Origin of the sequence: Amycolatopsis kentuckyensis (assembly GCF_041679295.1) — a bacterium.
In the GTDB taxonomy this organism is placed as follows: domain Bacteria; phylum Actinomycetota; class Actinomycetes; order Mycobacteriales; family Pseudonocardiaceae; genus Amycolatopsis; species Amycolatopsis kentuckyensis_A.
This window is the reverse complement of the sequence record NZ_JBGDMD010000005.1, coordinates 208,197-222,038: the sequence shown is the minus strand read 5'-3', so window position 1 is coordinate 222,038 and position 13,842 is coordinate 208,197. Positions and strand designations below refer to the sequence as shown.

Annotated in this window: 14 protein-coding genes; 3 read left to right on the top strand and 11 right to left on the bottom strand. The window is 70.1% G+C overall.

Features of this window, described 5'->3' with window-relative positions; translation table 11 throughout:
- Nucleotides 1–115: 115 nt before the first annotated feature.
- The 3 genes from ACERZO_RS22040 to ACERZO_RS22030 are packed head-to-tail and all read right to left on the bottom strand — an operon-like array spanning nucleotide 116 to nucleotide 3,054.
- Nucleotides 116–1,516 (bottom strand): LCP family protein, encoded by a 1,401-nt coding sequence (locus ACERZO_RS22040; RefSeq protein ID WP_372666615.1) that lies wholly within the window; start codon nucleotides 1,514–1,516, stop codon nucleotides 116–118.
- A 57-nt stretch (nucleotides 1,517–1,573) separates the two neighbouring features.
- Nucleotides 1,574–1,699 (bottom strand): MFS transporter small subunit, encoded by a 126-nt coding sequence (locus ACERZO_RS22035; RefSeq protein WP_436387787.1) that lies wholly within the window; start codon nucleotides 1,697–1,699, stop codon nucleotides 1,574–1,576.
- Nucleotides 1,699–3,054 (bottom strand): L-lactate MFS transporter, encoded by a 1,356-nt coding sequence (locus ACERZO_RS22030; protein WP_372666614.1) that lies wholly within the window; start codon nucleotides 3,052–3,054, stop codon nucleotides 1,699–1,701. The genes ACERZO_RS22035 and ACERZO_RS22030 overlap by 1 nt, the downstream gene beginning before the upstream one ends.
- A 104-nt stretch (nucleotides 3,055–3,158) precedes the next feature.
- Here ACERZO_RS22030 and fdhD point away from each other — a divergent pair, with 104 nt between their 5' ends.
- Nucleotides 3,159–3,983 (top strand): formate dehydrogenase accessory sulfurtransferase FdhD, encoded by an 825-nt coding sequence (fdhD, locus tag ACERZO_RS22025; protein ID WP_372666613.1) that lies wholly within the window; start codon nucleotides 3,159–3,161, stop codon nucleotides 3,981–3,983.
- Here the strand turns inward: fdhD and ACERZO_RS22020 are convergent.
- Nucleotides 3,980–5,419, bottom strand: a complete 1,440-nt coding sequence (locus ACERZO_RS22020; protein WP_372666612.1) for a carotenoid oxygenase family protein — start codon at nucleotides 5,417–5,419, stop codon at nucleotides 3,980–3,982. The genes fdhD and ACERZO_RS22020 overlap by 4 nt on opposite strands.
- Before the next feature lie 72 nt (nucleotides 5,420–5,491).
- On the opposite strand from ACERZO_RS22020, the gene ACERZO_RS22015 reads away from it, so the two are divergent.
- Complete coding sequence (locus ACERZO_RS22015) at nucleotides 5,492–6,199, top strand: TetR/AcrR family transcriptional regulator (protein ID WP_372666611.1); 708 nt, start codon at nucleotides 5,492–5,494, stop codon at nucleotides 6,197–6,199.
- 117 nt (nucleotides 6,200–6,316) lie between these two features.
- Nucleotides 6,317–7,249: an alpha/beta hydrolase gene (locus ACERZO_RS22010; RefSeq protein WP_372667205.1), complete on the top strand. Its 933-nt coding sequence runs from the start codon at nucleotides 6,317–6,319 to the stop codon at nucleotides 7,247–7,249.
- Nucleotides 7,250–7,258: 9 nt separating this feature from the next.
- On the opposite strand, the gene ACERZO_RS22005 is transcribed toward ACERZO_RS22010, so the two are convergent.
- From ACERZO_RS22005 to ACERZO_RS21975, 7 genes are all read right to left on the bottom strand, one after another.
- Nucleotides 7,259–8,179 carry an anti-sigma factor RsbA family regulatory protein gene (locus tag ACERZO_RS22005; RefSeq protein WP_372666610.1) on the bottom strand — a complete coding sequence of 307 codons (921 nt, stop codon included), beginning with the start codon at nucleotides 8,177–8,179 and terminating at the stop codon, nucleotides 7,259–7,261.
- A gap of 41 nt (nucleotides 8,180–8,220) precedes the next feature.
- The gene (locus ACERZO_RS22000; protein WP_372666609.1) at nucleotides 8,221–8,628 is read right to left on the bottom strand and encodes a hypothetical protein; all 408 of its coding nucleotides are present in this window, start codon (nucleotides 8,626–8,628) and stop codon (nucleotides 8,221–8,223) included.
- Nucleotides 8,629–8,678: 50 nt separating this feature from the next.
- Nucleotides 8,679–9,974, bottom strand: a complete 1,296-nt coding sequence (gene clpX, locus ACERZO_RS21995; protein ID WP_364455901.1) for an ATP-dependent Clp protease ATP-binding subunit ClpX — start codon at nucleotides 9,972–9,974, stop codon at nucleotides 8,679–8,681.
- 230 nt (nucleotides 9,975–10,204) lie between these two features.
- Nucleotides 10,205–10,858, bottom strand: coding sequence for an ATP-dependent Clp protease proteolytic subunit (locus ACERZO_RS21990; protein WP_372666608.1), 654 nt, complete (start codon nucleotides 10,856–10,858; stop codon nucleotides 10,205–10,207).
- A gap of 26 nt (nucleotides 10,859–10,884) precedes the next feature.
- Complete coding sequence (locus tag ACERZO_RS21985; RefSeq protein WP_372666607.1) at nucleotides 10,885–11,490, bottom strand: ClpP family protease; 606 nt, start codon at nucleotides 11,488–11,490, stop codon at nucleotides 10,885–10,887.
- Nucleotides 11,491–11,628: 138 nt separating this feature from the next.
- The gene (gene tig, locus ACERZO_RS21980) at nucleotides 11,629–13,020 is read right to left on the bottom strand and encodes a trigger factor (protein ID WP_372666606.1); all 1,392 of its coding nucleotides are present in this window, start codon (nucleotides 13,018–13,020) and stop codon (nucleotides 11,629–11,631) included.
- A gap of 177 nt (nucleotides 13,021–13,197) precedes the next feature.
- Nucleotides 13,198–13,785, bottom strand: a complete 588-nt coding sequence (locus ACERZO_RS21975) for a TetR/AcrR family transcriptional regulator (RefSeq protein WP_372666605.1) — start codon at nucleotides 13,783–13,785, stop codon at nucleotides 13,198–13,200.
- Nucleotides 13,786–13,842: the final 57 nt, after the last annotated feature.

Genomic DNA, 13,842 nt, shown 5'->3' with positions numbered 1-13,842 from the left:
CGTCAAGACCAGTCACCCGCGTGGTCCGCCGTGGTCCGGTCGGCGGAAAACGCTCTTGCGCGGATCCGCGCAAATTCTTCCCGGGGTTCAGCAGTTTCCCGCGGAAAAGCTCCGGTCAATTCACGCAGACGACGCCGTCGGACGTGATCGGCTCGTCACCGGCGGCCGGGGCGCCGCCCCCGCCGGTCGTGCCGGGTCCGGAGTAGACCGTGCCGAGCACGACCTCGATGTGGCCCGCCGGCACCGCCGCGGACTCCTGCGTCGCCAGCCCGCCCAGCAGCTTCGCGACCTCCGCGCCCTGCGTCGCGAGGTCCGCGCCGAAGCGGACCAGCGACGTCCGGCGCGCGCCGGCGTTCCCGGTCGCGCCCTTGGCGAAGCCGTGCTCGCCCAGGAACCCCGACACGCGGGCCGCGAGGCCGCCCTTGGGGCTCGCGTTGGTGACGTCGACGGTGACCGGGGCGGCCTGCGTCGACGACGACGGAGTCCCGATGAGGCTCGCCGCGAAGGCTTTCACGGCGGCCGGGTCGACCTGCACCGCCGTGGCGCTCGGCTTGTCCGGGTTGTACCGGTAGTCGCGGTTTACTACCGGGATCGTTTCGAACCGGATGCCCCCGCCGCTGACCCCACGCATCTGGGCGACGAAGTCGAGCAGGTTCCACGAGTCGTCGAGCACGACCGACCGCTTGACAGCGTCGATGAGGTCGGACAGCTTCCCGGGGCTGGTCAGCGTCCCCGCCGACAACACCTGCCGCGCCAGCCCGGCGAGGAACACCTGCTGGCGCCGGACGCGGGCGAAGTCGGTGCCCGGGAGCCCGTCGCGCTGCCGGACGAAGGCCAGCGCCTCGGCGCCCTGGACCTTCTGCGGCCCGGCGGGGAAGTCCGCGCCGGAGTTCTGGTCCTTCGTGGCTTCCTTGAGGCAGACGTCGACGCCGCCGACCGCCTTGCTGATCTCGTAGAAGCTGAGCAGGTTGACCTCGGCGTAGTGGTCGATCTTGACGCCGGTGAGGTCTTCGACCGCCTGCCGCGTCCCGCGCCGCCCGGCAGTGAGGGCGGCCTTGGTGATCTTGGTCTTGTCGGTCTCCCCCGCGTCACGCTGCCGTTTCGCTTCGGTGGCCTTCGCGCGGCCGAACGCGGCGTTGATCTTGCCCTTGCCGCCGGGCATCGACACATAGCTGTCGCGCGGGATGGAAAACGCTTTCACCTCGTGCGTCCCGTTCGGGATCCGCAGCACGATCAGCGTGTCGGTGAGGTCGTCGCCGTTCGCCCCGGCCCGCAGCTCGCGCAGGACGTCCGCGGGGAGCGGGTTCTCCTGCTGGTCGGTCCGGGAGTCCCGGCCGACGAGCAGGATGTCGAGCGACCCGTCGGCGGGCTGCTCGCCGGGCGCCGTGCCGTCTTCGCCGATCACGCTGTCGCGCGTGACGTCGTCGAGCGCGCGGAGGTTCGCGTAGCCGTACCCGGTCCCGCACAGGACCGTGAAGGCGAGCCCGGCGACGGCGATCTTCCCCAGTAGGTGCACGCCCTACCGACGCCGCCGGGCCGCCCTCCGCTGCACGGGTGAGGCAGGTCACACGGCTCAGCCGAAGAGCTGCACCAGCTTCAGGAACAGCTGGTACACGCCGTAGCCGAAGGGCAGGACCACCCACGCCCACGCCAGCACGATCAGCGGTACCCGGTTGGGTTTCGTCGCCGGCTCGGTCATCACGCCTCACTCCTCGCGGCCGCGCCCGCGGCGACGGGCTCGTGGTACTTCTCCTTGACCGGGCGGACCAGCTCGTTGGCCACGAAGCCGACCACGAGCAGGCCGATCATGATGTAGAACGACGTCGTGTACAGGTCCGGGCCGGACTTGCCCGCCGCCTTCTCGCTGTCGGCGATCCGGTTGACGATCAGCGGGCCGAGCACGCCGGCCACCGACCACGCGGTGAGCAGCCGGCCGTGGATCGCGCCGACCTGGTAGGTGCCGAAGAGGTCCTTCAGGTACGCCGGGACCGTCGCGAACCCGCCGCCGTAGAAGGACAGGATCACCATCGCGCACAGGATGAACACGAGCTTCGACGAGTTCTGCGTCAGCGCGATCACCAGGTACAGCACCGCGCCGACGCCGAGGTAGGTGCGGTAGATGTTCTTGCGCCCCACCAGGTCCGAAGTGGACGACCAGACGAACCGGCCGAGCATGTTGCACAGTGACAGCAGCGCGACGAACCCGGCCGCCGCGGCCGTGCCGACCGGCGTGGACGTGCTCTTGAAGAAGTCCACGATCATCGGCGACGCCTTCTCCAGGATGCCGATGCCCGCGGTGACGTTGAAGCAGAGCACGACCCACAGGCACCAGAACTGCGGCGTCTTGATGGCGTTGGCCGCTGAGACGTTCGCGGTGCTGATCATCGCCCGGCCGTGGTCGGTCTTGGGCTCCCAGCCCGCCGGCTTCCAGTCGTCGGCCGGCACCCGCACGAGCAGCCAGCCCATCGACATGAACACGGCGTAGACGATGCCGTGGACGAGGAACGCCGTCGCGATGGTGCCCGTGGTGGGCGCGGTGCCGAGCATCGACGACGACCACGGCGAGGCGATCAGCGCGCCGCCGCCGAAGCCCATGATCGCGATGCCGGTGGCCATGCCCGGCCGGTCCGGGAACCACTTGATGAGCGTGGACACCGGCGAGATGTAGCCGATGCCGAGCCCGATGCCGCCGATCCCGCCGTAGCCGACGACCACCAGCCAGAACTGGCCGGTCGCGACGCCGAGGGCGGAGATGAGGAATCCGCTGGCGAAGCAGCACATCGACACGAACATCGCCCAGCGCGGGCCGTTCTTCTCGACGAGGGTGCCGCCGAACGCGGCGGACAGCCCGAGCATGACGATGCCCAGCTGGAACGGCAGCGAGCTCTGCGTCCCGTTGAGGTGCAGCGTCTTCTCGAGCGGCGTCTTGAAGACGCTCCACGCGTAGGCCTGCCCGATCGACAGGTGTACCGAAAGGGCCGCCGGCGGCACCAGCCAGCGCGTCCAGCCCGGTGGTGCGACGATCCGGGAACGGTCCAGGAAACCGAGAGCCATCGGATCCCTCTCCTAGAGTGGGGATGATGGAGGGAATGTATTACTAAATACCCGGTGTTGCACCATGCGGGTGTCAAACTTTCCGGCGGAGAAGGGTGTGGGTCATGGGCAGGGTGACCGTGCGCAGGCCGGTGCGGCGGATCTCCGCGACCGGAGACCGGCGCCGCCCCGACGCGCTGGCCGCCGAAGAACCCCTGGAGCTGCGCGTCGGCGGCAAGGCGCTGGCCGTCACGATGCGCACGCCCGGGCACGACGTCGAGCTGGCCCACGGCTTCCTGCTGTCCGAAGGGGTGATCGGCGGCCGGGAGGACATCGCGGTCGCCCGCTACTGCGACGGCGTCGACGACCAGGGCCGCAACACCTACAACGTCCTGGACATCGCGCTCGCCGACGGCGTGCCGCCGCCGGACACCGGGGTCGAGCGCAACTTCTACACGACGTCGTCGTGCGGGGTCTGCGGCAAGGCGGCGCTCGACGCGGTCAAGCTCAAGACCCGCTTCTCCCCTGCTTCGGCCGCCTTCGCGGTGAAGAGCGAGACGCTGGCCGGCCTGCCGGACGCGTTGCGCGCCCGGCAGAAGGTGTTCGCCAGCACCGGCGGCCTGCACGCGGCGGGACTGTTCACCCCGGACGGTGAGCTCGCCGTGGTCCGCGAGGACGTCGGCCGGCACAACGCGGTGGACAAGGTGCTGGGCTGGGCGGTGCTGGAGAACCGGATCCCCGCACCCGGACACGGCTTGCTGGTGTCCGGGCGCGCGTCGTTCGAGCTGGTGCAGAAGGCCGCGATGGCGGGGATCGGGTTGCTGGCCGCGGTGTCGGCACCGTCGTCACTGGCGGTCGAGCTGGCGGAGGAGAACGGGATGACCCTGATCGGCTTCCTCCGCGGCGACTCGATGAACCTCTACACCGGCGACCACCGCGTCCTGACCTAGGCCGACTCGACCCAGTTGCCGTGGAAGCCGTTGGGCACGCGGTCCGGCAGGTGGATCGCCGCGACCGTCTCCAGCGTGCCCGCGTCCAGCAGCGTCAGGTCGCTGCGCTGGGTCGCCGGGTCGAAGACGAAGCCCATCAGCACGCCGTCGTCCTCCGCCGCGTCCTCATGGGACGGTGCGAAGACGAACTCGCCCGGCTGCCGTCCCGCTCCGAACGCGCGTTCCTGGCGGCCACCCGTCCGGAAGTCGTGCTTGAACAGTGACCCGCCCGGGTTCGCGCCGCCGTCGGCCGACATCGAGTAGCCGTAGCGGTGCTTGCGGCCGACCAGGCGCTCGTCCACGCGCGGGAACTCCTGGCCGCGGTCGTCGAGACGCTCCTCGATGACCTTGCCCGCGGTCAGGTCGACCGTCCAGCGGTCCAGCGTCGGGCCGCCCTCGTCCGGGCCGTGCAGCTCGCGGTCGAACATCCGCGGGTGGCGGACGACGTCCAGCACGATCGAGTCGCCGTCGTCGTAGGCGTTGAGCGGGTGGAAGACGTAGCACGGCTCGACGTCGAACCAGCGGACGTCGCCGTTGCCGCCCTCGCGGGGCATCACGCCGATCCGCGCCGGGTACTTCGGGTCCCAGCGGTAGGGCAGGCCGCCGTTCGCGCCGATCTTGCGCGTCATCATCGCCGTCACCGGGTCCGGCACGCGGACCTTGCCGACCATGGCCGACACGACCAGCTTCGCCGGCGTCCGCAGTGCGCTCGGCACGCTGGCGGCCACCGCCATCTCGGCGTTGAACGTCACCGGCAGGTCGTAGAACACGACGTGCTTCTCGGTCAGGGAGAAGTCGTGCATCATCGGCGACCCGGTGACCTCGACGTCGACCGTGCGGCGCGCGCGGCCTTCCGCGTCGATCACCGAGTACTGGACCTTGTTGCCCATGCCGAAGAAGTACGAGACGGCGTGCAGCTCGCCGGTGCGCGGGTCGCGCTTGGGGTGAGCGGTGTAGCCGCCGGGCAGCGTGCCCTCGAAGTCGCAGCGGCCGACCGTGTCGAGCTCGTCGGTCAGCTCGTAGATCGGCGCGCCCGCCTCGACCAGGGCGAGGGTCTTGCCGGCGTGGCCGATCACGTTGGTGTTGGCGCCCAGCGCGTCGAGCCCGCAGAAGCGGCTCGGGTCCTCGCCGTTCAGCGTCGCCGCGACGGCCGGGTTGCGGACCCAGCGGTTGCGGTACCACTCGGCCTTGCCGTCGCGCAGGCGCACGCCGTGGACCATGCCGTCGCCCATGAACCAGTGGTAGGCCGCCGGGTCCACTTCGGACAGCGGGTTGGGCCCGTTGCGCAGGTAGCGGCCGTCGAGGAAGTCCGGGATCGCCCCCGTGACGGCCAGCTCGGTGATCGTGTGCTCCCGGCTCACCGGGGCGAAGTTGCCTTCGAGGAACTTGTTGCCCATGCCGACCCTTCCAGAGTTGCCATAACTCGGTTATGACGCCATTTATAACAGGGTTATGAGATACTGGCAAGCATGAGCCCCAAACCGCGCGCGAACGACGTCAAGGAGCGGCTCGTCCGGGCCGCCATCCGGCTGCTCGACGAGGGCGGCCCCGAAGCCCTGCAGGCCCGCAAGCTGGCGGCGGAGGTCGGCGTCTCGACGATGGCCGTGTACACGCACTTCGGGGGCATGGCCGCGCTGGTCGACGAGGTCGCGCGCACGGGGTTCCTGCGGCTGAGCACGTGGCTGGCCGGGGTCGGCGAGACCGACGACCCGGTCGCCGACATCTTCAGCCTGGCCCGCACCTACCGGCAGGCGGTCGCCGAGCAGCCGCAGCTGTTCGCGGTGACGTTCGGGCAGTCCGCGCCCGGCGGCAAACGGGCGACGCTGTCCGACCTCACCACCGAGGAGGGCCGCGAAGCCGCTCAGGAGGGCCTGGAGGCGTTCGACCACATCGTCCGGGCGACCGAGCGGGCCATCGAGGCCGGCCGGTTCCGGCCCGTGGACAAGTACCAGGCCGCCGCCCAGCTGTGGAGCGCGCTGCACGGCTTCGTCACGCTCGAGGCTTCGGGCCACTTCGGGGCCGCCGAGCAGGGCATCGACCACATTTTGATACCCCTGGGGATCACCCTCGCGGTGGGTCTCGGGGACACTGTGGAGCAGGCGGAACGCTCGACCGAGGCAGCGAAGGCGGCTTGGCGCGCGAGAAACCGAAACGCCGGGCAGGGTGGGAACGACTAACCCGGCGAGCAGGGACGTGAGGGGAACGCGGAGCAGGTGCGCGGCGTCCTACGAACAGCAGGCGGGGGACGGAGACAGGTGAACGACGAAAACGGGGAGCGACCTCCGGGCGAGCCCTTGATCCCGGAGACGGTCGGGGCGGCCGCGGTCCGGGACGCCCGGCGGTGGCTGTCGCGCCGGTCCGTGCTCATCGCGGGCGCGTCCGGGCTGGCCGTGGGCGGCCTGGCTCTCGGCACCGCCACCGGCAAGCTGCCCTTCAGCCAGGCGCTGCAGCGCACGCTGGGCGTGACGTCGTCGAACCCGACGACCCAGCTGGGCAGCACCCGCGTCGAGCGCGTCTACTCCCAGGCCCGCGGCCGGATGGTCGACCTGGTGTTCATCCTGCCGTCGAAGACCCCGCCGAAGGGGCTGCCGATGTCGCTCATGCTGCACGGCCTGCACGGCAACGCCCGCAGCGCGGCCCCGACCGGCACGCTCAAGCAGCTGGCCAGCGACGTCGCCCGCAAGGCGGTCCCGGCGTTCGGCTTCGTGGCCGTCGACGGCGGCGACAACTACTGGCACGAGGTGCACCCCGGCGACGACCCGATGGCGATGATCCTCGAAGAGGTCCCGCAATGGCTGCGGGCCCGCGGCTTCGGCGGCGACACCGGGCAGCCGTTCGCCTGCACGGGCGTCTCGATGGGCGGGTTCGGCGCGCTGGTGTACACGCGCCGCCGGGTGGAGCGCCGCCAGCCGCCGGCCGCGGTCGCGACGCTGGCCCCGGCGCTGATCCTGTCCTGGCAGGAGATGGCCAAGCGGCACATCTTCACCGGCCTCAACGACTGGACGGCCCTGGACCCGCTGCGCCACATCGACGAGACGAAGAGCGTGGCCAACGGCATCTGGTGCGGCACGGAGGACCCGTTCATCACGGGAGTCCGCCGCTACATCGACGCGGCCCACCCGGCGGTGGCCCACACGGCCCACGGCAAGCACGGCGACTCGTTCAACCGGACGGTGGTGCCGAGCTTGATCAGCTTCCTCGGCAAGCACGTGCCCCGCAAGGACTGACCCCGCGTCTCAGCAGCTGAAGTGGACCCGGGTCGTCGTGCGGCCCGGGACCCAGTACGTGCGGACCAGGTCCGCCAGCCGGTTCACCAGCAGCAGCCCGCGACCGCCCGGGGTGGTCGCCGCCGGGGGGATGCGGCCGGCCAGGGGCTCGGTGATCGTGCCCGCGTCCGTCACCTCGCCCACCACCTGGCGCTCTTCCGCCCACAGGCGCAACACCCCCGTGCCGCCGCCGTACAGGACGCTGTTCGTCGTCAGCTCCGCGATCGCCAGCGCGAAGTCGTCGCGGCGGGGGCGGCGCAAGCCGTGGCGGGCGGCCCAGATCTCGGCGAACCCGCGCAGCGAGGCGAGCTGCCCGATGTCGAACTTCCGCTCGACCGCGGCCGGCGGCGGGACCAGCGGCCGCGTGAAGTCCGCGCGCACGCCGTCGGGGTCGAAGCGGGCGCTGGTGCACGGCCCTGCCGGCCCCCAGACCTCCGGGTGGGTGCGCTCGGCGTCGGCCAGGACCTCCGGCGGCAGCGCCGCGGTGTCGTACGGGCACAGCACCGCCAGGTCGCGGCCCGCCAGCGCGTTGTTGAGGAGCGCCTCGTGCAGCACGCACGCCGGGTACTCGGCGCCGGTCCGGTCACCCCACACCGGCTCCGCCACGATCCGCACCGGGCCCGCGTGGTCGCCGGCGAAGGCGAGCAGGACCGACGGCAGGATCGCCCCGGGGTTGCGGCCCACCCGGCACATGTCGGTCAGCCGGACTTCGTGGGCGCGGTCTTCCAGGGCTTTCTCGATGAGCAGCAGATTGCGCCCGGGCACGGCGGCGGCCACGGGTTCGCCTCGATCGAGGCCTTCGAGCAAGTACGCAACGACAGCGTCCAGGTACTCGGTGTCACCGCGGTAGAAGAGTGCGGGATGCCGGAACGGTCTGAGGGCATCTACCACGGGACTGTCTTACCCAGCGCCCGGAGAGTTCAAACGGCGGGTTACTCGACCCAGCGACCGACGACCGAGATCAGCCAGAAGCCGACCATGGCCGCGACGGCGAACAGCAGCACCCAGTTGCCCAGCGCGCGCCGGTCGGTCACGCCACGGGCCCGCCAGAGGCCGTAACCCGCGACGAGGAACAGCGGCACCGGGATCAGCGGCAACGGCGACAGCCGGGACACCACGGCCACGACGCACGAGCCCGCGCACACGGCCAGCACGCCCATCAGCACCCGGTTCAGCCACGGGTACCGCTCGACCGCGGACGCGATGACGCGTTCGCTCAGCTCACGGAACCCGAGGGCCGGCCCGGCGGCCACCGGCGCCGGTTCCGGAGGCGGCGGTGCCTGCACGCCACCGGCGGGGGCGGCGCCCCCACCGGTGACCGGCACAGAGTCTGCAGTCATTCAGCTTTCCTGTCGGGTCTCCGGGCCGGCCGGCCCGGAGACGCCCGGCCTCAGGCCGACTTCTCGCCGCGCTCGCTGCGCGTGCGCCGCGTCGGCTGCCGGGCGACGATCGTCGGGTTCACGTTCTCCCGGACGGTCTGCTCGGTGATGACGACCTTCGCCACGTCGTCGCGGCTCGGGATGTCGTACATCACCGGCTGGAGCACTTCTTCCATGATGGCGCGCAGCCCGCGGGCACCGGTCCCGCGCAGGACCGCCTGGTCGGCGATGGCCTCGAGCGCGGTCTTGGTGAACTCGAGCTCGACGTTGTCCATCTCGAAGAGCTTCTTGTACTGCTTCACCAGGGCGTTGCGCGGCTGGGTCAGGATGTTGACCAGCGAGTCCTTGTCCAGGTGGTTGACCGTCGCCACGACCGGGAGCCGGCCGATGAACTCCGGGATCAGCCCGAACTTGATCAGGTCCTCGGGCATGGTGTCGGAGAAGACGTCGCTCTCCTCGATCTCGGACTTGGTGCGGATCTCCGCGCCGAAGCCGAGGCCGCGCTTGCCGACCCGCTCGTTGATGATCTTCTCCAGCCCGGCGAACGCGCCGGCCACGATGAACAGCACGTTCGTCGTGTCGATCTGGATGAACTCCTGGTGCGGGTGCTTGCGGCCGCCCTGCGGCGGGACCGAGGCGGTGGTGCCCTCGAGGATCTTCAGCAGGGCCTGCTGCACGCCCTCGCCGGAGACGTCCCGCGTGATCGACGGGTTTTCGCTCTTCCGGGCGATCTTGTCGACCTCGTCGATGTAGATGATCCCGGTCTCGGCCCGCTTGACGTCGTAGTCCGCCGCCTGGATGAGCTTGAGCAGGATGTTCTCGACGTCCTCGCCGACGTACCCGGCCTCGGTCAGCGCCGTGGCGTCCGCGATCGCGAACGGCACGTTGAGCAGCTTCGCCAGCGTCTGCGCGAGGTAGGTCTTGCCGCACCCGGTGGGGCCGAGCATCAGAATGTTCGACTTGGCCAGCTCGACCGACTCCTCCTTGGAGTCCTTCGGCCCGGCCTTGTCGTCCGCCTGGATCCGCTTGTAGTGGTTGTAGACCGCTACCGCGAGCGTCCGCTTGGCGTCGTCCTGACCGATGATGTACTGCTCGAGGAACTCGTGGATGTCGGCGGGCTTGGGCAGCTCGTCGAGCTTGACGTCGCCGGCCTCGGCCAGCTCCTCCTCGATGATCTCATTGCAGAGGTCGATGCACTCATCGCAGATGTAGACCCCGGGGCCGGCAATGAGCTTCTTCACCTGCTTCTGGCTCTTCCCGCAGAAAGAACACTTCAGCAGGTCTCCGCCGTCACCGATCCGTGCCATGGCCGTTGACCTCGTCCCCTCCGGCGCGCGGTGGGCGCGCCTGACGTGTGTTGCGACGGTGCGACCCCCGGTCACGGACGACCGAGTGGAGCCTCACGCATTGCCACTGACGGTACCCGTCCGATGCCGTGGGCGGGAACACCCACAGGCGCCGGGAGCACGTCAGAGGACGACCCTAAACCAGAGTGCCGGTGTATGTCGTCTCCTCGACACACACCGGCCTGGCGGATCTACAGAGCCGACGCCTTCCGGTACGGCAGCACCTCGTCGATGATGCCGTACGCCTTGGCCTCCTCGGCCGTCAGGATCTTGTCGCGCTCGATGTCGGTCCGGATCTGGTCCGGGTCCTTGTTAGTGTGCTTCGCCAGGATGACCTCCATCTGGCGCCGCACCCGCTGGATCTCGTTCGCCTGGATCTCCAGGTCGGAGACCTGGCCGTAGGTGCCCTCGGTGGCCGGCTGGTGGATCAGCACGCGCGAGTTCGGCAGCGCGTAGCGCTTGCCCGGCGTGCCGGCCGACAGCAGCACCGCGGCGGCCGAGGCGGCCTGGCCGAGGCAGTACGTCTGGATGTCCGGGCGGACGAACTGCATGGTGTCGTAGATCGCCATCAGCGAGGTGAAGGAGCCACCCGGCGAGTTGATGTAGACCAGGATGTCGCGGTCCGGGTCCTCGTGCTCGAGGTGCAGCAGCTGGGCCATCACGTCGTTGGCCGACGCGTCGTCCACCTGCACGCCGAGGAAGATGACCCGCTCTTCGTAGAGCTTGTTGTACGGGTTCGACTCCTTGACGCCGTAGCTGGTCCGCTCCACGTACGACGGCAGGATGTACCGCGACTGGGGCGTGCTCGGGGCCTGGAAGTCACCCGGGAGCCGGAAGTTGCTCATGATCGAGTCTCCTGTGTGCTTCGCGCTCAGTTCGAGCCCGGACGGGCGATGTCGGCGGTGAGGACGTGGTCCACGAACCCGTAGTCCTTCGCCTCCTGCGCGGTGAACCAGCGGTCGCGGTCCCCGTCCTTGATGATCTGCTCGACCGTCTGGCCGGTCTGGTCCGCGGTGATCCGGGCCAGCTCCTGCTTCCACTTGTTGAACAGGTCGGCCTGGATCGCGATGTCCGACGCCGTGCCGCCGACACCCGCCGACGGCTGGTGCATCAGGATGCGCGCGTGCGGGAGCGCGTAGCGCTTGCCCGGCGTGCCCGAGGACAGCAGGAACTGCCCCATCGAGGCCGCCATGCCCATCGCGTAGGTCGCGACGTCCGGGCGGATGAGCTGCATGGTGTCGTAGATCGCGAAGCCGGCGGTGACCGAACCGCCCGGCGAGTTGATGTAGAAGCGGATGTCGGACTCGGCGTCGTCGGCGTCGAGCAGCAACAGCTGCGCGGTGATCCGGTTGGCGACCTCGTCGTTGACCTCGGAACCGAGGACGACGATGCGCTCCTGGAGCAACCGCTCGAACACCGAGTCGGTGAGGGTGAGTCCCGCGGTGCCGGACCGCGCCTCGGGCGTGTGCTGCGTCACGTCTGCCTGCCTTTTCGCCGGCGGCGGCCCGGTGCTGACGGCCGCCGCTGTCGTTTCAGATGCTTGAGATCTTGTATCCGACCCTAACGAACTCGGGCGGTGCAGAATGCCTGACACCGCCCAAGTTCGCTCACAGCTTCACTCCGCCGGAGTCTTCGCCGCCTCGTCGGTGACCTGCGTCTCCTGGGTTGCCTCGTCGCCGGCCGGCTCTTCGGAGCCGAACAGCTCGGTGAGGTCGACCTCGGCGCCGGAGCCGTCGGTCACGGTGGTCTTGCGGACCACCGAGGCGAGGGCCTTGCCGCGCCGGACGTCGGCGTAGATGGCGGTCAGCTGGCCGGACTGCTGGGCGCGCTGGACGTACTCGTCCGGGCTGATCCCGAAGCGCTGGGCCTGGTAGATGATCCGCTCGGTGAGCTCGCCGTCGTTGACCGACACCTCTTCCTTGTCGGCGATGGTGTCCAGCAGCAGCTGCGTGCGGACGGCCTTCTCCGACTCGGTGCGGGTCTCCGCGTCGAACTCCTCGAGCGTGCGGCCTTCGGCCTCGAGGGCCTGCGCGAACTGGGCCTCGTCGTGGTCGAACGGGTGGATCGCGTCGTGCTTGCGGTTCTCGATCTCGGCGTCGAGGACCTTCTCCGGGATCGGCACCTCGGTGCGCTCCAGGAGCTCGTCGAGCACCTTGTCGCGGGCCTGGACGCCCTGCTGCATCTTCTTGACGCGGCCCAGGCGCTCGCGCAGGTCGCCCTTGAGCTCTTCGATCGTGTCGAACTCGCTGGCCATCTGGGCGAACTCGTCGTCGGCCTCGGGCAGCTCGCGCTGCTTGACCGACTGGACGGTCACGGTCACCTCGGCGTCCTTGCCGGCGTGCTCCCCGGCGACGAGCTGGGTGGTGAACGTCTTGGTCTCGCCGGCGTTGGCGCCGACGATCGCCTCGTCGATGCCGTCGACGAGCTGGCCGGAGCCGATCTCGTAGGACAGCCCGGTGGTGCTCGCCTCCTCGACGGCCTCGCCGTCGACGGTGGCGGACAGGTCGATCGAGACGAAGTCGCCGGTCTCGGCCGGGCGCTCGACGCCGGTCAGCGTGCCGAAGCGGGCGCGCAGCTCGTCGAGCTGCTCGTCGACCTCGGCGTCGGTCAGCTCGACGTCGTCGACGGTGACCGCGAAGCCGTCCAGGTCGGGCAGCTCGATCTCCGGGCGCACGTCGACCTCGGCGGTGAACTCGAGGACGTCGCGGTCTTCGAGCTTGGTCACGTCGAACTCGGGGTTGCCGAGCGTGCGGACCTCGTTCTCGCGAACGGCCTCGATGTACTTGGCCGGGATGGCCTCGTTGACGACCTCGTCGAGCACCGGGCCGCGCCCGATCCGGCTTTCCAGGACGCGAGCGGGCGCCTTGCCGGGCCGGAAGCCCGGGATGCGCACCTGCTGGGCGATCTTGCGGTAGGCGCGGTCGAAGTTCGGCTTCAACTCGTCGAACGGCACCTCGACATTGATCTTGACTCGCGTCGGGCTCAGCTGCTCGACGGTGCTCTTCAAGGTCTTCTCCTCGAGCGGTAACGATTGTGTAGGACAATCCTGCGGAAATGGCCCCAGGTCACCTGCAGACCGGGACGTCCGAGTCTAGGCCAGTGGCCCGCGCCGCCGGGGCGGGGGCCACCTGCGGCGTCACGGCCGATGCACGGACCGGCGTCACCGGCGCACCCGACGGCGTCGCTACCCCAGCATCCGGCCGATCACCCAGCGCATCTGGCCCACCGCGTGCTCGGCCGACCCGCTGGGCTGAACCAGGTGCGACAGCAGCAACCGCATGAACGCCTCGACCGCCACCGCCCACTCCGACGCCGTCAGCCGGACCCTGGGGTAAGCACCGGCGAAGACCGCCGCGACCGCGTCGACCGCGCGGCCCAGCACCGCCTCGGGCTGGGACGTCAGCAGCGGGAGGAAGTCGTCGCGGCCGCCCTGCTGGACGCCCAGCGCAATCTCCAGCAGGGGGTTCGCCCGGGCCGCTTCGAGCGTGTGCCGGAACGCTGCCGTCACGCCCTCGACCGGATCGTCCGGGTGCGCCGCGACGTCGTCCGTCACGCGCTCGACGAAGCGGTCCGTCTCGCGCAGCATCAGCGCCTTGGCCAGCTCGGCCTTGGAGCCCAGTTCGTTGTAGACGGTCTGCCTGCTCACGCCGACCCGCGCGGCCAGCTTGCCCATGGTGACGGCGGCCCAGCCGTCGGCCTCGATGACGTCGGCCGCCACGGCCAGCAGCTTCTCCCGGGTCCGCGCCGGCGCCGGGTGGGTGACCGCCTTCACACGGCGAGCTTACCCGCCGGTTGCGTCCCGCTGGCCGACACCTTTTTTCGGGCTCTG

Excerpts from the sequence above, each read along its gene's own strand:
- ACERZO_RS22035 (WP_436387787.1), bottom strand. The coding sequence starts at position 1,699 with ATGACCGAGCCGGCGACGAAACCCAACCGGGTACCGCTGATCGTGCTG.
- ACERZO_RS22030 (WP_372666614.1), bottom strand. The coding sequence starts at position 3,054 with ATGGCTCTCGGTTTCCTGGACCGTTCCCGGATCGTCGCACCACCGGGC.
- fdhD (WP_372666613.1), top strand. The coding sequence starts at position 3,159 with ATGGGCAGGGTGACCGTGCGCAGGCCGGTGCGGCGGATCTCCGCGACC.
- ACERZO_RS22020 (WP_372666612.1), bottom strand. The coding sequence starts at position 5,419 with ATGGGCAACAAGTTCCTCGAAGGCAACTTCGCCCCGGTGAGCCGGGAG.
- ACERZO_RS22015 (WP_372666611.1), top strand. The coding sequence starts at position 5,492 with ATGAGCCCCAAACCGCGCGCGAACGACGTCAAGGAGCGGCTCGTCCGG.
- ACERZO_RS22000 (WP_372666609.1), bottom strand. The coding sequence starts at position 8,628 with ATGACTGCAGACTCTGTGCCGGTCACCGGTGGGGGCGCCGCCCCCGCC.
- clpX (WP_364455901.1), bottom strand. The coding sequence starts at position 9,974 with ATGGCACGGATCGGTGACGGCGGAGACCTGCTGAAGTGTTCTTTCTGC.
- ACERZO_RS21990 (WP_372666608.1), bottom strand. The coding sequence starts at position 10,858 with ATGAGCAACTTCCGGCTCCCGGGTGACTTCCAGGCCCCGAGCACGCCC.